18 protein-coding genes are annotated in these 20,228 nt (G+C 64.3%); 12 read left to right on the top strand and 6 right to left on the bottom strand.

The annotated features are described in order from the left end of the window. Window position 1: 1 nt before the first annotated feature. Both VGH68_RS18250 and VGH68_RS18245 read left to right on the top strand, forming a co-directional pair. Window positions 2-2,119, top strand: coding sequence for a sensor histidine kinase (locus VGH68_RS18250; protein WP_331605070.1), 2,118 nt, complete (start codon window positions 2-4; stop codon window positions 2,117-2,119). Window positions 2,120-2,137: 18 nt separating this feature from the next. Beyond that, window positions 2,138-3,487: a sigma-54 dependent transcriptional regulator gene (locus tag VGH68_RS18245; protein WP_331605069.1), complete on the top strand. Its 1,350-nt coding sequence runs from the start codon at window positions 2,138-2,140 to the stop codon at window positions 3,485-3,487. Between the two features lie 68 nt (window positions 3,488-3,555). Here VGH68_RS18245 and VGH68_RS18240 read toward each other — a convergent pair whose 3' ends face one another. Further along, the gene (locus VGH68_RS18240) at window positions 3,556-4,092 is read right to left on the bottom strand and encodes a TlpA disulfide reductase family protein (RefSeq protein ID WP_331605068.1); all 537 of its coding nucleotides are present in this window, start codon (window positions 4,090-4,092) and stop codon (window positions 3,556-3,558) included. Between the two features lie 362 nt (window positions 4,093-4,454). Between VGH68_RS18240 and VGH68_RS18235 the strand changes: the two genes are divergently transcribed. Then, a complete protein-coding gene (locus VGH68_RS18235) occupies window positions 4,455-4,985 on the top strand; it encodes a hypothetical protein (protein WP_331605067.1) in 531 nt (176 codons plus the stop codon). A gap of 332 nt (window positions 4,986-5,317) precedes the next feature. Here VGH68_RS18235 and VGH68_RS18230 read toward each other — a convergent pair whose 3' ends face one another. Both VGH68_RS18230 and VGH68_RS18225 read right to left on the bottom strand, forming a co-directional pair. Further along, on the bottom strand, window positions 5,318-6,931 hold the full coding sequence (locus VGH68_RS18230; protein WP_331605066.1) for a YifB family Mg chelatase-like AAA ATPase: 1,614 nt from the start codon (window positions 6,929-6,931) through the stop codon (window positions 5,318-5,320). Between the two features lie 119 nt (window positions 6,932-7,050). Then, window positions 7,051-7,305, bottom strand: a complete 255-nt coding sequence (locus VGH68_RS18225; protein WP_331605065.1) for an accessory factor UbiK family protein — start codon at window positions 7,303-7,305, stop codon at window positions 7,051-7,053. A gap of 377 nt (window positions 7,306-7,682) precedes the next feature. On the opposite strand from VGH68_RS18225, the gene VGH68_RS18220 reads away from it, so the two are divergent. The 7 genes from VGH68_RS18220 (at window position 7,683) to ptsP (ending at window position 15,577) form a co-directional block, all read left to right on the top strand. Beyond that, window positions 7,683-8,021 carry a P-II family nitrogen regulator gene (locus VGH68_RS18220; RefSeq protein ID WP_013088261.1) on the top strand — a complete coding sequence of 113 codons (339 nt, stop codon included), beginning with the start codon at window positions 7,683-7,685 and terminating at the stop codon, window positions 8,019-8,021. A 44-nt stretch (window positions 8,022-8,065) separates the two neighbouring features. After that, complete coding sequence (locus VGH68_RS18215) at window positions 8,066-9,505, top strand: ammonium transporter (protein ID WP_331605064.1); 1,440 nt, start codon at window positions 8,066-8,068, stop codon at window positions 9,503-9,505. A 391-nt stretch (window positions 9,506-9,896) separates the two neighbouring features. Further along, window positions 9,897-11,186, top strand: coding sequence for a glutamate--cysteine ligase (gene gshA / locus VGH68_RS18210; RefSeq protein WP_331605063.1), 1,290 nt, complete (start codon window positions 9,897-9,899; stop codon window positions 11,184-11,186). Window positions 11,187-11,288: 102 nt separating this feature from the next. Then, the gene (gshB, locus tag VGH68_RS18205) at window positions 11,289-12,245 is read left to right on the top strand and encodes a glutathione synthase (protein WP_331605062.1); all 957 of its coding nucleotides are present in this window, start codon (window positions 11,289-11,291) and stop codon (window positions 12,243-12,245) included. 353 nt (window positions 12,246-12,598) lie between these two features. After that, window positions 12,599-13,126, top strand: coding sequence for a PTS mannose transporter subunit IIA (locus VGH68_RS18200; protein ID WP_331605061.1), 528 nt, complete (start codon window positions 12,599-12,601; stop codon window positions 13,124-13,126). Between the two features lie 91 nt (window positions 13,127-13,217). Beyond that, complete coding sequence (locus tag VGH68_RS18195; RefSeq protein WP_331605060.1) at window positions 13,218-13,487, top strand: HPr family phosphocarrier protein; 270 nt, start codon at window positions 13,218-13,220, stop codon at window positions 13,485-13,487. A 344-nt stretch (window positions 13,488-13,831) separates the two neighbouring features. Next, complete coding sequence (gene ptsP / locus VGH68_RS18190; protein ID WP_331605059.1) at window positions 13,832-15,577, top strand: phosphoenolpyruvate--protein phosphotransferase; 1,746 nt, start codon at window positions 13,832-13,834, stop codon at window positions 15,575-15,577. Between the two features lie 92 nt (window positions 15,578-15,669). On the opposite strand, the gene VGH68_RS18185 is transcribed toward ptsP, so the two are convergent. From VGH68_RS18185 to gpmA, 3 genes are all read right to left on the bottom strand, one after another. Next, entirely contained in the window at window positions 15,670-16,428 is a 759-nt protein-coding gene (locus tag VGH68_RS18185) for a molybdopterin-synthase adenylyltransferase MoeB (protein ID WP_331605058.1), read from the bottom strand. A gap of 214 nt (window positions 16,429-16,642) precedes the next feature. Next, window positions 16,643-18,226, bottom strand: a complete 1,584-nt coding sequence (locus tag VGH68_RS18180; RefSeq protein ID WP_331605057.1) for a S41 family peptidase — start codon at window positions 18,224-18,226, stop codon at window positions 16,643-16,645. Between the two features lie 341 nt (window positions 18,227-18,567). Then, window positions 18,568-19,314, bottom strand: a complete 747-nt coding sequence (gpmA, locus tag VGH68_RS18175; protein WP_331605056.1) for a 2,3-diphosphoglycerate-dependent phosphoglycerate mutase — start codon at window positions 19,312-19,314, stop codon at window positions 18,568-18,570. Between the two features lie 136 nt (window positions 19,315-19,450). Here gpmA and VGH68_RS18170 point away from each other — a divergent pair, with 136 nt between their 5' ends. Continuing rightward, a complete protein-coding gene (locus VGH68_RS18170; protein ID WP_331605055.1) occupies window positions 19,451-19,876 on the top strand; it encodes a rhodanese-like domain-containing protein in 426 nt (141 codons plus the stop codon). After that, window positions 19,873-20,133, top strand: coding sequence for a glutaredoxin 3 (gene grxC / locus VGH68_RS18165; protein ID WP_013088272.1), 261 nt, complete (start codon window positions 19,873-19,875; stop codon window positions 20,131-20,133). The genes VGH68_RS18170 and grxC overlap by 4 nt, the downstream gene beginning before the upstream one ends. Window positions 20,134-20,228 lie beyond the last annotated feature (95 nt).

Raw genomic sequence — 20,228 nt, 5'->3', positions numbered from 1 at the left:
TATGAAACCGGCGTCCGCGCGCGCGACCGGCACGCCATCGATTTCCCCGGCGCTTTCTGCGTCGCCCGCGGCGTGCGCATCCGGCGAAACTCGCGGGCCGCCCGAGCCCGACGCCGCGTTTGCTTATGCCACAATGTCCGATCCCCAACGATCGGATCTTGCCAACGTGACGCGCCGCCTGCTGATCCTTGCCGTGCTCGCAGCCGGGCTCGTGGGGGCATGTTGGCTCACCTATAGCATCGCGTGGCGCAATGGTGTCGACACGCTGCGGCGCAACGCCGCCGTGCGCGCCGAGCGAACCGCGAGCGTGCTGAAAAGCACGCTCGAACGCTACGAATCGCTGCCTTATCTGCTCGGCGAGCATCCGATCGTGCAGGATGTGCTGATCGATCCGAGTCAGGACAACGTGAAGCGCGCCAATCTCTATCTCGAAGACCTGAACCGCCACGCGCGCGCGACCGTCACCTACGTCATTTCCGCCGACGGCCACTGCGTCGCCGCGAGCAACTGGCGCGGGCCCGGCAGTTTCGTCGGCGCGGGCTATCAGTTCCGGCCGTATTTCATCGACGCGGTGAACGGTGGTGTAGGCCGCTTTTTCGGGATCGGCACGATCTCGCAGGCACCGGGCTACTACATCTCGCAGCCGGTGCGGCGCGACGGCAAGATCGTCGGCGTGGCCGTCGTCAAGCTCGACCTCGAATGGTTCCAGGGGGTGGATGCATCGGAGCCGCTGGTCGTTACCGACGATCACGGGGTGATCTTTCTGTCGTCGGTGCCCGCGTGGAAATATCACACGATCCGGCCGCTGCCTGGTCAGGTCGCCGATTCGATCTACCAGGCTCGCCAATACGCGCAGCAGCCGATCGCGCCGCTGCCGGTCACGGTCGTGCGCGCGCTCGCCGGCAATGCGCAGATCCTGCGCATCGGCGCCGGGCGTTCCGCGCCGCGCTATCTCGCGTCGCGTTACGGCATGGGCGAACCGGACTGGCATCTGATCACGATGTCGCCAGTCGATCCGGTCGATGCCGACGCGCGCAACGCGACCATCGTGACCGGCTTCGGCTACGTGTCGCTGGTGCTGCTCGGGTTCTACTGGCGCATGCGCCGCGCGCGCGTGCGCGTGGTGATGCGCAGCCGCGCGCTGCTGCAAAACGCGTACGCGGAATTGAACCAGCGCGTCGCGGAGCGCACCGCGGACCTTTCCGAAGCGAACGAGCGATTGCAGAAGGAAGTGGCCGAGCGCACGCGCGCGGAACAGGAGTTGCGGTCCGCGCACGACGAGCTGGTCCAGGCCAGCAAGCTTGCCGCGCTCGGCCAGATGGCGGCCGGCATCACGCATGAACTGAATCAGCCGCTCGCCGCGCTGCGCAGTTTCTCGGACAACACCCGCGTGCTGCTCGAACGCGGCGACCAGGCGTCGGCGCGCGAGAATCTCGAAGCGATCGCGGCGCTCACTGAGCGCATGGGCAAGATCACCAACCAGTTGAAGCTGTTCGTCGGCCGCGCGCGACCGCGCAGTGCGCGCGCGCCGATCGTGCGAGCGCTGCGCAACGTGGTCGCGTTGCTGCAGAAGCGTCTGCAGGGCGTCGAGCTCGAGTTCCTGCTGAGCGATGCGCAAGCGACTGCCGATGCCGATGCAAATAACGGTGCCGGTGCCGATGCCGCTGCCGATGGGGATGCGGCGGGCGGCGCGTGCGTGCCGCTGAACCTCGCCGACGATCATCCGGAGTTGGTCGCGCATTGCGATGACCTGCGGCTCGAACAGGTGCTGATCAATCTGCTTGGCAACGCGCTCGACGCGACCGCCGGCATCAGTCCACCACGCATCGCGGTCCGGGTCGAGGCCGCCGACGCGACGCTGTCGGTCGCGGTCAGCGACAACGGCCCTGGCATTGCTGACGACGTACTGCCGCGCCTTTTCGAACCGTTCTTTACGACCAAGGAAATGGGCCAGGGGCTCGGTCTCGGTCTCGCGATTTCATCGTCGATCGCGCGCGATTGCGGCGGCTCGCTGGTCGCACGCAACGCGCCGGACAGCGGTGCGTTATTCATCCTGACGCTGCGCCGTGCGCGCGTGCAGGCGAACCCTTCGCCGGACCCGCTGAGCGCGGGCGCCTGACTTTACCCGGAACACGCCATGAACGACGGCCTGCAAGTGCTGTATATCGAAGACGACGAACTGGTGCGGCGCGCGGGCGTGCAGAGCCTGCAGCTCGCGGGCTTCGACGTGATCGGGTACGCGTCGGCGGAGTCGGCGGCCAAGGCGATCAGCGCGGACTTCTCCGGCGTGATCGTCAGCGACATCCGTCTGCCCGGCGCGAGCGGCCTCGAGCTGCTCGCGCAATGCCATGAACGCGCGCCCGAGGTGCCAGTGATCCTGGTGACGGGCCACGGCGATATTTCGATGGCGGTGCAGGCGATGCGCGATGGCGCGTATGACTTCATCGAGAAGCCGTTCGCGTCTGAACGGCTGATCGAAACCGTGCGGCGCGCGCTTGAGCGCCGCAAGCTGGTGCTCGAAAACCTCGCACTGCGGCGTGAGCTGGCTGGGCAGAGCACGGTGGCGCCGCGCATCATCGGCCGCAGTCCGGCGATCGAGCAGGTGCGGCGACTGATCGCGAACGTCGCGCCGACCGATGCATCGGTGCTGATCAACGGTGATACCGGTGCTGGCAAGGAACTGATAGCGCGCAGCCTCCACGAATTGTCGCCGCGCCGCGACAAGCCGTTCATCGCGGTGAACTGCGGCGCGCTACCCGAGCAGATGTTCGAATCGGAAATGTTCGGCTACGAGCCGGGCGCGTTCACCGGCGCGGCGAAACGGCGGATCGGCAAGCTCGAACATGCGTCTGGCGGCACGCTGTTTCTCGACGAGATCGAGAGCATGCCGCTCGCGTTGCAGGTGAAGCTGCTGCGCGTGCTGCAGGACGGCGTGCTCGAGCGGCTCGGCTCGAATCAGCCGATTCGTGTCGACTGCCGCGTGGTCGCGGCGGCCAAGGGCGACATGGCCGAGCATGTCGCTGATGGCTCGTTCCGCCGCGACCTGCTGTACCGGCTCAACGTGGTGACGATCGCGCTGCCCCCGCTTGGCGAGCGCCGCGAGGACATCGTGCCGCTGTTCGAGCATTTCCTGCTTGATGCGGCGGTGCGTTATCAGCGGCCGGCGCCGATCCTCACCGATCGCCAGCGCACGAGTCTGATGAAGCGCGAGTGGCCGGGCAACGTGCGCGAGCTGCGCAATGCCGCCGATCGCTTTGTTCTCGGCATCGCCGACGACCCGGTACTGTCGTTCGACGACGACAGTGCGGCCACGCAGCCGCTAAAGGAACGGGTCGAGCAGTTCGAGCGCGCGATGATTGCGGAGGCGTTGGAGCAGGCGGGTGGCGTGGTGGCGGTCGCAGCGGACCGCTTGCAGCTCGGCAAGGCGACGCTGTACGAAAAGATCAAGCGATATGGCCTCGCGGCCAAAGGTGAAGGGGAGCGGTGAAGCGGAGAAGCGCCGGCGGCGAAAGCTTGCGCCGGCGCGTATGAATCAGATTGACGATCAGACTTTGCTCAGGCTGACGTGCCTTTCAGCGCCTTGGCGAGCAATTGATCGAGTTCCGTGAATTGCGGCTCGCCGACATAGCGCTTCAGGATCTTGCCGTCCTTGTCGACGACGAAAGTGGTCGGTGTGAGTTGAACGTTGCCGAACTGCTTGGCGGCCGAACCGTCGTCCATCGCGACCTTGAACGGCAACTGACGCGTTTGCGTGTAGTTGGTCACGTACATCGGCGCGTCGTAGTTCATCGCGACCGCGACGAATTCCAGGCCTTGGCCTTTGAAGCGGTTATAGGTTTCGACCATCTTCGGCATTTCCTGCATGCAGGTGTCGCAGTTCGTCGCCCAGAAGTTGACCAGATAGACCTTGCCCTTCAGATCCGCGGTCGACAGCTTCTGGCCCGACAGCAGCGTAAAGGTCGCATCGGGCACGCGCTGCTGACCCGCAAACGCGAAATAGCCGGCGACAGCGAGCGCTACGGCCACGGCCAACGCGATCACGTAGCGAAGCGGGTTAGCGCGCCGGGCGGCAGTGGATGGATTCGAGCTCATGAACGGAACCTCGGGATTTGCGCGGGACGCGCGGAGCAATGGGTCGGCAATCGGTGATCGGAGGCACTGCTGGATAGCCCGGCTATTGTAGCGCCATTGGTGCGATTGCGCCGTGCGTCAGCCGGCGGAAAGCCGCAGCAGCAAAGGATCGGCGGATAATACGGTTTTTATGTTCCTGTAAGCCCGATCTCCGATCCTCCATGCTCCGAACTGCTTTTGGCTCCCGCCGTTTGCTCACCCGCGTTTGGTCCCGCGTTCCTTTGATAAACCGTTTGTTGGTCCGCGTAACGGGCCCAGCGCGGAACCGCGTCCAGCCGGTCAATTCCGCCGACGTTTCGCCACGACCGCCGCGCGCGGGAACGATGCTCGGCACCGCGCTCGGCGCGCTCGCACTCGGTGTCGCGCTTGGCGCTTGCTCGCCGACCTTCGACTGGCGCACCGTGATGAACAACGATAACGGCTACACGGTCGATTTCCCGGCCAAGCCGGGCAACGACCAGCGCCCGGTGCAGATCAACGGCACGCCGATGCAGATGGCGATGCAGAGCGCGGAAGCCGGCCACGCGGTGTTCGCGGTGGGCACCTTGATGCTGCCGGACGACAGCGACGCGACGCAGCGCGCCGCGCTCGATTTCCTGCGCGCCGGGCTGGCGCGCAATGTCGGCGCGGCGCCCGACGCGCACCCGGTGCAGATCCCGCTGGCAGCGGGCGGTAAGACGCCAGGCCTGGAGATGAAAGTAAGCGGCGTTGCCGGGGCGAAGCATGAGACGCGCACCGTCTATGCGCGGCTCGTCGCACACGGGCGGCATGTATACCAGGCGGCGATCATCGCCGATCAGGCACTGCCGCAGGACCAGCTCGACCAATTTTTTTCGTCGTTCCAGCTGTATTGAAAGCGGTATTTTTGGCCGGATCGAGACCCGATGGGGCGGCGACTGCAGTCAATGTTTTTTCGCAGCATTGCGCGCTAATTCGCGGTTTACGTTGATGTTTTCGAGTTGTCGGCGATACCTGTGGATAACTCTGTTGAGAACTCCGCTTCATTTGCCCAAAAGGTCCGGCTGGTGGGCCTTCCGTCAGGATTCCCCGGTGCGGCGCATTTTAAAAAATCCAATAAAATCAATGCGTTCGCCGGAGCTCAGTCTGGATGCCTTTCACATGTAACAAAATCTGTCAGAAGCGCGAACGTGTGCATAAGTCAAGTCTTGACAGTAGTTTTTTCTCCCTATAACGCGCCAAACGCGCGCCGGTATTGAATCGCTTCGGCGATCTGCGCGGCGCTCGGCATTGCCGTGCCGGCAAGGTCCGCGATAGTCCGTGCGACCTTCAGCACCCGGTAGTAGGCTCGCGCCGACCAGCCAAAACGCTCACCGGCTTCGCGCAGCAGCGCTTCACCGGCCGCGTCCGGACGACAGAGATCGTCCACTTCCCGGCCGCCCAGTTCGCGATTCGTCCTGCCTTGCCGGAGCCGTTGCCGTTCGCGCGCGGCTCCCACTCGCTCCGCGATGGCCGCGCTCGGCTCGCCGGCGGCCGTGGTTCTGGCCGCGAGTTCGGCGGGCGTGAGCGCCGGAATCTCGAGTTGGATATCGATTCGGTCGAGCAGCGGCCCTGACAGCTTGCGCAGATAGCGCGCGGCGACCTCGGGCGTGCAGCGGCAGCGCCCGGCCGGATCGCCACGCCAGCCGCATGGGCACGGGTTCATCGCGGCGATCAGTTGGCATGCGGCGGGGAAGTCAGCCTGCAATGCGGCGCGCGAAATCGTGATGCGGCCTGCTTCGAGCGGCTCGCGCAAGGTTTCGAGCACCACGCGATCGAATTCGGGCAATTCATCGAGAAAGAGCACACCTAGATGCGCGAGTGTGATTTCCCCCGGCTGTGGCGGATTCCGCCCGCCGACCAGCGCTGCCGCGCTCGATGAGTGATGGGGCGCTCGAAACGGCCGCTGTCGCCACTGCGACGGTTTGAAGCCGATCCGGCTCGCGGACAGCAATGCGGCGGAGGCGAGCGCTTCGTCGTCGGTCATCGGCGGCAGCAGGCTGGGCAGGCGTGCGGCGAGCATCGACTTGCCGGCGCCAGGCGGTCCGATCAGCAGCACGTGGTGGCCGCCCGCCGCGGCGACCTCTAGCGCGCGGCGGGCGGCGCGCTGGCCGATCACGTCGGCCATGTCGGGAGCGTACGAGGGCTGGTCGCCGCCGGGTTCAGGCGCTTCGACCGGGCTGAGGCGCGCATCGGCTTCGCCCGCGAGGTGCGCGCACAACGACGGCAGGTCGGCGGCGCCATAGACGTCGACGCCCGGCACCAGCGCCGCTTCCGCCGCGCTGGCCGCGGGCAGATAGAGCTGGGGGACCCGCAGGGGTAGCGTCGCCGCTTGCGCGTGAGGCACAGGACCAGCGCACCCCGAAGGAGGTTGCGCATCGGTATGGCCGCTGCCGGTGGCCGAGCCGCCGCGTGCGGTTCCGCATGCCATCGCGAACGCGCCGCGCATCGGCCGCAGCGCGCCTGTTAGAGACAACTCCCCGGCAAACTCGCGATGAAGCAGCGACTCGGCCGGAATCTGCCCGCTGGCGGCGAGGATGCCGAGTGCGATTGGCAGATCAAAGCGGCCAGACTCTTTCGGCAGATCGGCGGGCGCCAGATTGACGGTAATGCGCCTGACCGGGAAATCGAAATCGCAGTTCTGCAGCGCTGCGCGCACGCGCTCGCGGCTTTCGCGTACTTCCAGGTCCGGAAGGCCGACGATGGAAAACGACGGTAGTCCGTTGGCGAGGTGAACCTCGACGGTTACTTCGGGCGCGCGGCCAGAGGCCGGCGCGCGACTGCGCACCACGGCAAGCGACATGTTTTCTCCCGTCGGACGGCGCGCCCGAGACGAGCGCGAATTCCTAAAACGCTGTCGACGTCACGGCCCGCTTGCCGGTGATGTGCAGCATCACGCAGCGCAACGGCTGCGAGCAGGGATTATGGCGTCGGGGTGAGCGGCAGCTTCTGCTCGAGTTCGGCGACGCGGCGCTCCAGTTCCTCGAGGCGCGCGCGCGTGCGCACCAGCACCTGCGTCTGTGTATCGAATTCGTCGCGCGTGACGAGATCGAGCTTCGAGAAGCCTTGCGACAGCATTGCCTTGACGTTGCGCTCGACGTCCTTGGCCGGCGAGTTCTTGAACAGATCGCTGATACGCGCCTGGAAGTCGTTGAAAACGTCGTTCGGTTGTTTCATGGTGTTTCCCCTTGATGCACAAAAAATGTGCATGTTTCGTTACGTCCGTGCCCCGTTGCGGCGAATGGGCGATGCTGGTGCGCTCGCATCGCCGCTCGTCGGCCGTGTGAGCGCATTTGGTGCGCGCCGGTCGCGTCCAGGACCTTCGAGCACTCTAGCAACGATCCCTATGCCGCGCCACCGCCGGCCACGCCGGTGGCCGTTCGGACGAGGCCGGCCGAGCGCCACCCGCCATCGAGCGCGCGCCGGCAGCCTCAGCTTGGCATGGCAGTTGCTTTTACTGGCCCCGCGCGCACCGCCAAGGCGCTTTTACCGGCGACGCACCAGACCGCGATTGCGGGTACGCAACGGCATTAGCACCAACCAGCGAGGATTTCATGAAACTCATTACCGCAATCATCAAGCCGTTCAAGCTCGATGAGGCACGCGAGGCCTTGTCGGCGATCGGCGTGTCGGGCATCACGGTGACGGAAGTCAAAGGCTTCGGGCGGCAGAAGGGCCACACGGAGCTGTATCGGGGGGCTGAGTACGTCGTCGACTTTTTGCCGAAGGTGAAGATCGAGGCGGCGGTGTCGGACGACATCGTCGATCAGGCGATCGAGGCGCTCGAGCGCGCTGCGCGCACCGGCAAAATCGGCGACGGCAAGATTTTCGTCACGCCGATCGAGCAGGTGGTGCGGATCCGCACCGGCGAAACCGGCGCAGACGCGCTGTAACGACAGAGCATAGCGACAACAGCTAGCGATAAGAGGAAACGAAGATGCGCAAACTATTGATGTCCCTGCTGATGGCCGGCTCGCTGCTCGCGGGCGGTGTCGGCACCGCTCTCGCGGACGACGCTTCGGCGGCCGCCGCCGCCTCGGCCCCCGCAGCCACCGCGTCGGCACCCGATGCGTCGGCCGCGGCCGCGGCCAGTGCACCGGCTAGCGACGCCGCCGGCGCGCCGGCCACGCCGACCGCGCCGTTCTCGGTCGATTCATCGAAGATCAATTCCGGCGACACCGCGTGGATGCTCACGTCCACCGCGCTCGTGCTGTTCATGACGATCCCGGGTCTCGCGCTGTTCTACGGCGGCATGGTCCGCAAGAAGAACGTGCTCGCGACCTTGATGCAAAGCTTCGCGATCACCTGTGTCGTGACGATCGTCTGGACCGTGATCGGCTACAGCCTCGCGTTCACGCCGGGGGGGCCGTTCATCGGCGGCTTGTCGCGCGTGTTCATGGCCGGCATGACCTATGTCAAGGGCGACAAGGCCACGACGCTGACCGTCAGCCACCTCGCGCCGACGATTCCCGAAACGGTCTATTTCGTCTATCAGATGACCTTCGCGATCATCACGCCGGCACTGATCACCGGCGCGTTCGCGGACCGCATGAAGTTCTCAGCGATGCTCGTGTTCATGACGCTGTGGTCGATCATCGTCTACTCGCCGATCGCGCATATGGTGTGGGAACCGTCAGGCTGGCTGGCTAGCGCGGGCATCCTCGATTTCGCCGGCGGCACGGTGGTGCACATCAACGCCGGTATCGCAGCGCTGGTCTGTGCACTGGTGCTCGGCAAGCGCGTCGGCTACGGCCGCGAAGCGATGGCGCCGCACAACCTGACGCTCACGCTGATCGGTGGCGCGATGCTGTGGGTGGGCTGGTTCGGCTTCAACGCGGGTTCGGCGGTGGCAGCGGACGGCCGCGCCGGCTTCGCGATGTTCACGACGCAGGTCGCGACCGCGGCGGCCGCGCTCGCGTGGATGTTCGTCGAATGGGCGGCCAAGGGTAAGCCGTCGGTGCTCGGTATCGTGTCGGGCGCGGTGGCTGGGCTGGTGGCGATCACGCCGGCTTCGGGCTTCGTCGGCACGCTCGGCGCACTGGTGATCGGCGTCGTCGCCGGCGCAGTCTGCTTCTGGTCGGCCACGTGGCTCAAGCACAAGCTCGGTTACGACGATTCGCTCGACGCGTTCGGCGTGCACTGCATCGGCGGCATCGTCGGTGCGTTGCTGACCGGCGTATTCGCGGTCAAGGATATCGGTGGATCCGACGGCAGCCTGATCCTGCAGGCGAAGGGCGTGCTGACGACGCTGATCTACAGCGGCGTGGTGAGCTTCGTGTTGCTGAAAATCATCGACATGGTCATGGGCATCCGCGTGACCGAAGAGCAGGAGCGCGAAGGCCTCGACGTGAGCCTGCACGGCGAGCACGTCGAATAACCGGCGCAGCCCTTGCGACGGGGCTGTACTCCATCGAACCGGCGCCGCCAGGCTCGATGGACGGACCGGTTGGGTGACGGACCGGGGCGACCCCGGCGGCTGCTGAGCTCAGCAAACAAGCACGAAAATTGCCCGCCTTCATGGCGGGCTTTTTTATACGCGCCGTTTTCAAAAGCCGCGGGCCCACGCACGAATACGGTCCGAACCAGGCGGTCAGACGGCGCGAAAATGATCGACGAAATTGGCTGGCACGGGGTGGAAGCGGCGAATCTCCCGGCTTATCATCGCAACAGGGAGAATGCATTCAAGTCTGCTTGCGAATGGAGAAACCGTCCCCAATTGGACAAAGCATTTGCTCTACAATCTTTTTTCTCCAGTCTGCGAGTGATCAATGGTTCCGCACCTAGTTACGGCGTTAAACGGCCCGCTGCTCGACCTCGAGCGGAAGATCCTCGACGCCACGCCCGCTATCGAACGCTGGTTCCGGCTCGAATGGCAGGAGCACACGCCGCCGTTCTACTGTTCGGTCGACCTGCGTAACGCGGGCTTCAAGCTCGCGCCGGTCGACACCAATCTGTTCCCCGGCGCATTCAACAATCTGCCGCAGGAAGTACTGCCGCTCGCGGTCCAGGCCGCGATGGCATCGATCGAAAAGATCTGCCCGGACGCGAAGAATCTGCTGGTGATTCCGGAGCGCCACACCCGCAACGCGTTCTACCTCGAAAACGTCGCCCGGCTCGCGTCGATCATGCGCCAGGCGGGGCTGAACGTGCGCTTCGGCACGCTCGACGAAACCATCAACGGCCCGGTCACCATCGCGCTGTCGGACGGCCAGAAGCTCGTGCTCGAACCGCTCGAGCGCTCGCCGCGGCGCCTGGGGCTGAAGAATTTCGACCCGTGCTCGATTCTGCTGAACAATGACCTGTCGGGCGGCATCCCGCGGGTGCTCGAAAATCTGCATGAGCAGTATTTGCTGCCGCCACTGCACGCGGGCTGGGCGGTGCGCCGCAAATCGACGCATTTCTCCTGCTACGACGACGTTGCGAAGAAGTTCGCGAAGATGGTCGAGATCGACCCGTGGATGATCAATCCGTACTTCGCGCATGTCGAAGGCGTCGACTTCCAGCAGCGTACCGGCGAGGAAGCGCTCGCCGACGCGATCGACGGCGTGCTCAAAAAGATTGCGCGCAAATATCGCGAGTACGGCATTTCGGAAAAGCCGTATGTCGTGATCAAGTCCGATGCGGGCACGTACGGGATGGGCGTGATGACGGTGCACGACGCGTCTGAAGTCGCCGCACTCACCAAGCGCGAACGCGCGCGCATGGCGGCGACCAAAGACGGCCTCGAAGTGCACGACGTGATCGTCCAGGAAGGCGTGTACACGTTCGAGCGCATCGGTGAGGAAGTGGCCGAGCCGGTCGTCTACATGATCGACCGCTATGTGGTGGGGGGCTTCTACCGCGTACACGGCAGCCGCGAGCGCGACCAGAATCTGAACGCGCCGGGCATGCACTTCGTGCCGCTTGGCTTCGAACACACGGCGCTGCCCGATGCGCACGCGAAGCCGGGTGCCGCGCCGCCGAACCGCTTCTACATGTACGGCGTGGTCGCGCGTCTCGGGCTGCTCGCCGCGTCGGTCGAACTCGAAAAAACCGATCCGGAAGCAATCCAGGTCTAAGCGACCTCGCGCACGGCACTGACGGCATGCGTGCCGCCGGTGCCGTTCGTGAAGGCTCTATTGACGAATAATGCCAAGCCCGTCAGGGCGCACGGGACTTTCATGGACATTCTTTTCATCGCCGATCCGCTCAGCCATTTCAAGATCTACAAGGACTCGACTTACGCGATGATGGCCGAAGCGGCGCGCCGCGGTCATACGGTGCAGACGTGCGAACCGAAGCAGCTGGCGTGGACGGGCGGCGACGTCGAGGCAACCGTTGAGCGCATCACGATCGTCGGCGATACGACAGACTTGCAGCGTGACGTGTGGTTTGCCGCCGATCCCGCCACGCCGCGCGCGCTGAAGAGCTTCGGCGCGGTGGTGATGCGCAAGGACCCGCCGTTCGACATGGAGTATGTGACGTCGACGTGGCTGCTCGAGATGGCCGAGCGTGCCGGCGCGCGCATCTTCAACAAGCCGCAGGCGATTCGCGATCATTCGGAAAAGCTCGCGATTGGCGAGTTCGCGCAGTTCGTCGCGCCTACGCTCGTCACGCGCGACCCCGCGCGCCTGCGCGCGTTTCACGAACAGCACGGCGACGTGATCCTGAAGCCGCTCGACGGCATGGGCGGCATGGGCGTGTTCCGCGTGAAGGCCGACGGCATGAACCTCGGCTCGATCATCGAGATGCTGAGCCACGACGGCGCGCGCTCGGTGATGGCGCAGAAATTCATCCCCGAGATCAAGGACGGCGACAAGCGCATCCTGCTTATCGGCGGCGAAGCGGTGCCGTATTCGCTCGCGCGGATTCCTCAGGGCAATGAGGTGCGGGGCAATCTCGCGGCGGGCGGACTTGGCGTCGCGCGGCCGCTCAGCGAGCACGATCGCAAGATCGCCCAGACCCTCGCGCCGGTGCTCGCCGCGCGCGGCTTGCTGCTGGCCGGCCTTGATGCGATCGGCGACTGGCTCACCGAGGTCAACGTGACGAGCCCGACGTGTTTCCGCGAGATCATGGATCAGACCGGCTTTGACGTCGCCGGGATGTTCATCGACGCGCTGGAGCGGGCGGTCGGCTGACCCCGCAAGCCTGAACGCCGCATTGCCGCAGTCGCCTTGAATGGTCGGCTGCGCCCCCAAACTATGTAGTGAACACGCATCGGGTGCGCCACGCGGTTTGGCGCGAAAATGAGCCTGCTACAATGCCCGCTCTCCCGCGATGCGCCAGCCGCAGCGTTATCGGCTGCAATCGGCGCGACCGCGGATCGCGGAGCATGGACGGGCAGCGTTTTCGCCCGCGCCGGCAGCGCGCAGCGAACTACTCGTTCACGATGCATTCCCGCTCTCGCGACCCACGGCCGGTCGAGGGCGCTGGCGAACCGGGCTGCGTCCCGGTCTCAGGTTTGGGGCCGTTCTTTTGCAGTAAGGCTGACATGGCAGGCATTCTGATCATTGCGCACGCTCCGTTCGCCACCGCGTTGCGCGATTGCATTTCTCATATCTACGGCGGTTTACCGGCACGTATCGGCGTGATCGACGTATCGGCGGACTGCGATCCCGCGCAGGTCGTTGCGTTTGCGAATTCGGAAGTCGCGCGTCTGAAAGAAGACAACGGCACGCTCGTCCTCACCGATATGTTCGGCGCGACGCCGGCCAACATTGCCGGCCGGCTCGCGACGATGCCGGACGTGCGCGTGCTGTGCGGTGTCAATCTGCCGATGCTGGTACGCGCGGTCTGCTATCGGGCGACGCCGCTCGACACGCTCGTCGACAAGGCGCTCGCTGGTGCGACCAAGGGCGTGCATGCAATCGGGCCGGCGACGCCGCAACCCGTCGCGCCGCCGACCGAATCGCGCGATTGCCTGCCGGCGCTGCCACCCGATGCGGCGCCCGGCGACTGTATTCCGGCGTTGCCTGCCGGCGCCGATCTGGCGAGCAGGCCCGACCCGGCTGGAGTGTAAGTCGAGTCGCCGCTGAAGGCTTCAACCGCATTGCAACTGCTTTGCAGTTTCACCTTTCACCATTTCATTCACCCGCGCTTCGGATCATCACATGCTGCAACAGGAAACGACTATTGTGAACAAGCTGGGGTTGCACGCGCGCGCGTCGGCCAAGTTGACGCAACTCGCGGGCAACTATCAGGCGGAGATCTGGATGAGCCGTAATGGCCGCCGTATCAACGCGAAGAGCATCATGGGTGTGATGATGTTAGCCGCGGGCATCGGCAGTACGGTGCAGATCGAGACGGAAGGTCCCGACGAAAAGGAAGCGATGGACGCATTGCTGAAACTGATCGCCGATAAATTCGGCGAAGGCCAGTAAAGCAGCGCGCTGCAAACTCGACAGATCAAAAACCGCGGCCCGACCGCGGTTTTTTTTGTCGCCGACATTTGGCTGTAAAACAGCTCGCTTTTCACCCGTGTGAAAACAGATGCGAAAGAGTGCGCAGCGCAACTGCTGCTTCGAACGCGTCGCGCACGCGTTCGTGATCGGCATGCTAATGATCGACGCTCGTCGACCATGCGCGAGCGCTGATTTCGACAATTCGTGCTGCGCTGCACACACCTTTGCGACACTTCAAAAAGGCGTGGAATTTATAATGACCAATAGAGTCTGAGAGCATTGCAGCGGTTTGCCGCGGCATCACACAAATAGAGGAGGTGCGCGTGTCATTCACGCTGCATGGAATTCCCGTGTCACGCGGTATCGCCATTGGGCGGGCTTATCTGATCGCCCCGGCAGCACTCGACGTAGACCACTACCTGATCGAACCTGCCCGGATCGAAGGGGAGGTCGAGCGCTTTCGCGCGGCTCAGCAACGCGTTCATCATGAACTCGACGCGTTGCGCGCCGACCTGGCCGCCGATGCGCCGAGCGAGATGGGCGCCTTCATCAACGTCCACACCATGATCCTGAACGACGCGATGCTCGTTCAGGAAACCATCGACCTGATCCGTACACGCCGCTACAACGTGGAGTGGGCGTTGACCGAGCAGCTAGAACGCCTGTCGCGCCATTTCGACGATATCGAAGACGAATACCTGCGCGAGCGCAAAGCCGATATCGAGCAGGTCGTCGAGCGCGTGTTGAAAGCGCTCGCGGGCGCGCCCGGCATCGTCGATGCTGTGCATGGCGCATGCGACGAGATGATCGTGGTCGCGCACGACATCGCGCCGGCCGACATGATGCAGTTCAAGACGCAAACGTTCCAAGGCTTCGTCACCGACCTCGGCGGCCGCACGTCGCATACGGCGATCGTCGCTCGCAGCCTCGGCATTCCAGCCGCGGTCGGCGTGCAGCATGCGAGCGCGCTGATTCGTCAGGACGATCTGATCATCGTCGATGGCGATCACGGCATCGTGATCGTCGATCCGGCTCCGATCGTGCTCGAGGAATACTCGTACCGCCAAAGCGAAAAGGAGCTCGAGCAGCGCAAACTGCAGCGACTCAAGTTTTCACCGACGCAAACGTTGTGCGGCAACCGCATCGAGCTGTGCGCGAACATCGAATTGCCGGACGACGCGCGCGCGGCGCTCGAATCCGGTGCGACGGGCGTTGGCCTGTTCCGTACGGAGTTCCTGTTCATGAATCACAAGGACCGGATGCCTGCGGAGGAGGAGCAGTTCGGCGCGTATCGCCGTGCGGTCGAACTGATGAACGGCTTGCCGGTCACGATCCGTACGATCGACGTCGGTGCGGACAAGCCGCTCGATTCGATGGGAGGCGGCGACGGCTACGAGACCGCCGTGAACCCGGCGTTGGGATTGCGGGCGATTCGCTGGAGCCTGTCCGAGCCGCAAATGTTCCTCACGCAGTTGCGCGCGATCCTGCGCGCGTCGGCGTTTGGCAAGGTGAAGATCCTGATTCCGATGCTCGCACACGCGCAGGAGATCGACCAGACGCTCGATCTGATCCGCGAAGCGAAGCGTCAGCTCGACGATGCCGGCATCGCCTACGATCCGAACGCGCAGGTCGGCGCGATGATCGAAATTCCGGCCGCGGCGATCGCGTTGCCGTTGTTTCTGAAGCGGCTCGATTTTCTGTCGATCGGCACCAACGATCTGATCCAGTACACGCTCGCGATCGATCGCGCGGACAATGCGGTCGCGCACTTGTACGATCCGCTGCATCCGGCGGTGCTGCATCTGATTGCTTTTACGTTGCGCGAGGCGAAGCGTGCGGGCGTGCCGGTGTCGGTATGCGGCGAGATGGCGGGCGACCCGTCGATGACACGTCTGTTGCTCGGCATGGGCCTCACCGAGTTTTCCATGCATCCGAGTCAGTTGCTCGAGGTCAAGCAGGAGGTGTTGCGCTCGAATTTGAAGACGCTCGAAAAGCCGGTGGCCGACGTGCTCGCTTCGTTCGAGCCGGAGGAGGTGCAGGCGGCGCTGAAACGGGTGGCGCTGGCTTGACTTGCTTGGCCTGCTTGCGCTGACTTGTTCGATGAAGAGCGCCGCCTGTGTGCGGCGCTTGTCGTTTCAGCGTTGCAGACTCGGCCTGCGCATCACGACTGATGCGCGTGCGCACAAACCGGACAATCTGGCTGACGTGCAATGCGCATCGTGTTCCATTCCATCCGCAGCGAATCGAGCATCGTCAGGCGTCCGACCAATGGCGTGCCGATTTCACCGATTACCTTTAGTGCCTCGGCGGCCTGCATCGAGCCAATGATGCCGACTGTCGGCGCGAACACACCCATCGTCGAGCACGCGACTTCCTCGAACGGCTGATCCTCGGGAAACACGCATGCGTAGCACGGCGACGTGTCGCTGCGGAAATCGAACGTGCTGATCTGGCCATCGAAGCGCAGCGCCGCGCCCGACACCAGCGGCACGCGATGTCGAACGCACGCGCGGTTGATCGCGTGACGCGTCGTGAAGTTGTCGGTGCAATCGAGCACGACGCTCGCGTGCGGCACCTCGCGGTCGAGCCACGCGTCGTCGACGCGCTCGGCCACCGCATTCACGACAACCTCCGGGTTGATCTGCGCGAGCATGTCGCGCCCTGACTCCACCTTGCTGCGTCCGACCGATGCGCTGACGTGCAGGATCTGCCGCTGAAGATTGGTCAGGTCGACGGTATCGGCATCGACGAGCGTCAGTCGGCCGACGCCCGCAGCCGCCAGATACAGCGCGGCCGGTGAACCGAGCCCACCCGCGCCGATAATGATCGCGTGCGCGTCGATAAAACGCTGCTGTGCGTCGATGCCGATTTCGTCGACGAGAATATGGCGGGAATAGCGGAGAAGTTGATCGTCATTCATGGCGGGACGCGCGAGTGTGTCACGCAGGAGACGGACCGGGAGGCCGCGCTGCGCGTGGCTATTATTTTAAATCGCGCGGGGACAGGCTTGTTGCGGCGGGTTTGCTGCTGGTCGCGGCTTTCTGCGACGGATGACCGGCCATGCCGTGGCTTCCAGAAGTGAGTCGCGTGTATTCGCGGCGCGATTCGCCGCGAATACACGCGTGAGGTGCTGCTTACTTGGCTGCCGGAGCCGATGCGGGCGCCGAAGCCGGCGCCGGTCCGGATGCGCCCGGCACCGGTTGCGTCGGTTTGACCGCGACCGGCGCGGAAGCCGACGTGCCCGGCTTGTTCTGCGCGAGGCGGCGTTCCATGATCGACTTCGACTCCTGAACCGGCTTGCCTTCGAGCTTGTCGACCGCTTGCTGCAGCATGAAGTCGTCGGCCGAACCGAATTCGATCGGCTTGCGCTCGCGATCCTTCTGGCGCTGTTCCGGCGTCTTCTTGTCGTTCTGCTCTTCGAGCTGGCGCAGCTGTTCCATGCGCTCCTGCTCGCGTTGGTCCGCTTCCTTCTTCTCGTTCGGATCCTGCGTGTTCGCAAGGTGATTCGAGTAGTCGACCTCGCGCGTTACGAGCGCGTCGTCTGGATCGCCGTCTGCGTATTGATCGACCGGGATGTCCGGGCGGATGCCCTTGTTCTGGATCGAGCGGCCGCTCGGCGTGTAGTAGTACGCGGTGGTCAGGCGCAGCGCGGTGTCCGCGGTCATGGGCCGCACGGTCTGCACCGAACCCTTGCCGAACGTCGTTTTGCCGAGGATCAGCGCGCGATGCTGGTCTTGCAACGCACCCGCGACGATTTCCGAGGCCGACGCCGAGTACGCGTTGGTCAGCACGATCATCGGCACGGTCTTGAAGATCGCCGGGACGTCCTTCAGCGGGTCGCTGTCGAACGATTGCAGGCGGTAGTTATCGTACGTGTCGCGATAGATCTGCTTCGAATCCGGAATTTGGCCGTTGGTGGACACGACAACCGAATTCGGCGGCAGGAACGCACCGGCGACGCCGACCGCGCTCTGCAGCAAACCGCCACCATTGTTGCGCAGATCGAGGATGAGGCCCTTCAGGTTCGGTTCCTGGCGCGCGAGGTCCTGGAGCTTGGCCGCGAGATCAGGCGTGGTGCGTTCCTGGAAGCTCGTGATGCGCACGTAAGCGAAGCCCGGCGCGACGATCTTGCCCTTGACCGACTGCACCTTGATTATCGCGCGCGTCACCGTGAGCGGGAACGTGCGGTCGTCGGTCTTGCGGAAGATGGTCAGCGTAACCTTGGTGCCGGGATCGCCGCGCATCTGCTTGACCGCCTGGTCGAGCGTCATGCCGCGCACGGGCTTGTCGTTGATCCGCGTGATCAGATCGCCCGGACGGATGCCCGCGCGGAACGCGGGCGTGTCTTCGATCGGCGAAATCACCTTGATCAGGCCGTCTTCCGACGAGATCTCGATGCCGAGGCCCGCGAAGCGGCCCTTGGTTTGCTCCTGCAGCTCCTCGTAGTCGGTCTTGTCGAGGTACGAAGAGTGCGGGTCGAGGCTCGACACCATGCCCTTGATCGCGGCGGTGAGCAGCTTCTTGTCGTCGACCGGTTCGACGTATTCGTGCTTGATCTGCCCGAACACTTCGGCAAAGAGCCTGAGCTGGTCTAGCGGCAGCGGTGCGACAACGGCGCTAGCGGGTTGCTGGGCCGAGGCGGAGAATTGCAGGGTGGCAAAGACACCGGTAGCAAGGCCCACGGCAATCAGGCCGATATTTTTCAGGTTCTTTCGCATAGAGTCTGTTGCGGTCGGAAGCGCGTGGCAGCGTCGATATAGATGGGACGGACAAGTATAACTGCACACCCGCCTGGTCAGGGCGTGGTGCAGGCAATCGTGCTTCGACAGTACGGGAGCGTCCTGGTTCGCGGCATCCGCACCGCGAACGGCGAAGTCGTATGACCCGATGCGCGGCTGTCAGCTTCAGTTGGGTGCCGCGCCAAGCCAGTCAACGGCAGTGGCCGCCTTGGCCGGTGACTACGGCCACCCCGCGCAATACAGTATTTCCCGCCAGCCATCGTGGCGCCGCGCGGCACGGGGCAGCTGCGCGCGTGGCGGCGCCCGGCGGGATCGCGTGCTCAACCGGCCTTGCCCTGGTTTGCGACCGCGGCTTGTGCCTTCGCGATCGCTTCCTGGTCGCCGAGATAGTAGTGCTTGACCGGTTTCAGGTTCTCGTCGAGTTCATAGACGAGCGGCACGCCGTTCGGAATGTTGAGACCGACGATGTCGTTGTCCGAGATGTTGTCGAGATACTTGACGAGCGCGCGGATCGAGTTGCCGTGCGCGGCGATCACGATGTTGCGGCCCGACTTGATGGCAGGCGCGATCGACTCGTTCCACAGCGGCAGTACGCGGGCGACGGTGTCCTTCAGGCACTCGGTGAGCGGCAATTGCTCGCGCGGCACCTTGGCGTAGCGCGGATCGCTGTAAGGCGCGCGCTCGTCGGTCGGTTCGAGCGCCGGCGGCGGCGTGTCGTAGCTGCGGCGCCAGACCAGCACCTGCTCGTCGCCGAACTTCGCGGCGGTTTCGGCCTTGTTCAAACCCGACAGCGCGCCGTAATGGCGCTCGTTCAGACGCCAGGAATGCACGACGGGCAGGTACATCAGATCCATCTTGTCCTGCACGTGCCACAGCGTGCGAATCGCGCGCTTGAGCACCGACGTGTACGCGATGTCGAACGTGTAGCCGGATTCCTTGAGCAGCATGCCCGCCTGTTGGGCTTCAAGGTTGCCTTGCTCGGTGAGGTCGACGTCGACCCAGCCGGTGAAGCGGTTTTCCTTGTTCCACGTCGATTCGCCGTGGCGGATGAGAACGAGTTTGTACATGAGAATTGCCGGTCGGTAGTGAGGAAGCGGTCGGCGCTGCGAGGCGCCTGTGGAGGCGCGTCGCCATCGCGTCAAACGGTTATTTTATAATGGCTGGATGACCCCTCTCGATTTCTCTTTTTCCGGCGGATCCTCCGTGAAGTTTTTCACCGATTACACCAATCTTGTACTGATCGCAATCGTCCTTATCTCCGGTGGGTTGCTGCTGTGGCCGACTATCATGCGGCGTGGACGCGGCGGCCTGTCGGCCGCCGAAGCCACTCAACTGATCAACCGGCGCAACGCGGCGGTCATCGATCTGCGGCCGTCCGCCGACTACGCCAGCGGGCATCTGCCGTTGGCACGGCACTTCGAATTCGGGCAATTGCAGGCCCAGGTAGCGCAACTCCCGAAGAACAAAAGCAATCCGGTCCTGCTGGTGTGCCAGACCGGCCAGCAGTCGAACAAGGCGGCGCGTATCGTGCAGGAAGCGGGATACACGGAAGTCCACGTTCTCGAAGGCGGCGTCGACGCCTGGCAGAAAGCCGGTATGCCGGTGGTGAAACAAGGAGCAGCCAAGTGAACAAAGTGATCATGTACAGCACGCAGGTGTGCCCGTATTGCCAGATGGCCGAACGTCTTTTAAAGTCGCGCGGCGTCGAGCACGTTGAAAAGGTACTGATCGACAAGGACCCGGCCCGTCGCGAGGAGATGATGACCCGGACCGGTCGCCGCACGGTGCCGCAGGTGTTCATCGGCGAGACGCATGTCGGCGGTTACGATGACCTCTCGGCGCTCGATCGCGCGGGCGGCTTGACGCCGCTGCTCGAAGCAGCCTGAGTTCGCATCCCGCGCTGCGCGAGCGGGCGGACGATTCGGACTCGATCAGCCGGCGCATGCGTGCCTGCGGTGGGCGCGCGAACCGTCGCAACAAT

Origin of the sequence: Paraburkholderia sp. (assembly GCF_036488505.1) — a bacterium.
Lineage (GTDB): Bacteria > Pseudomonadota > Gammaproteobacteria > Burkholderiales > Burkholderiaceae > Paraburkholderia.
The sequence above is the reverse complement of the archived record's forward strand: the minus strand, read 5'-3'. Positions and strand labels throughout refer to the sequence as shown.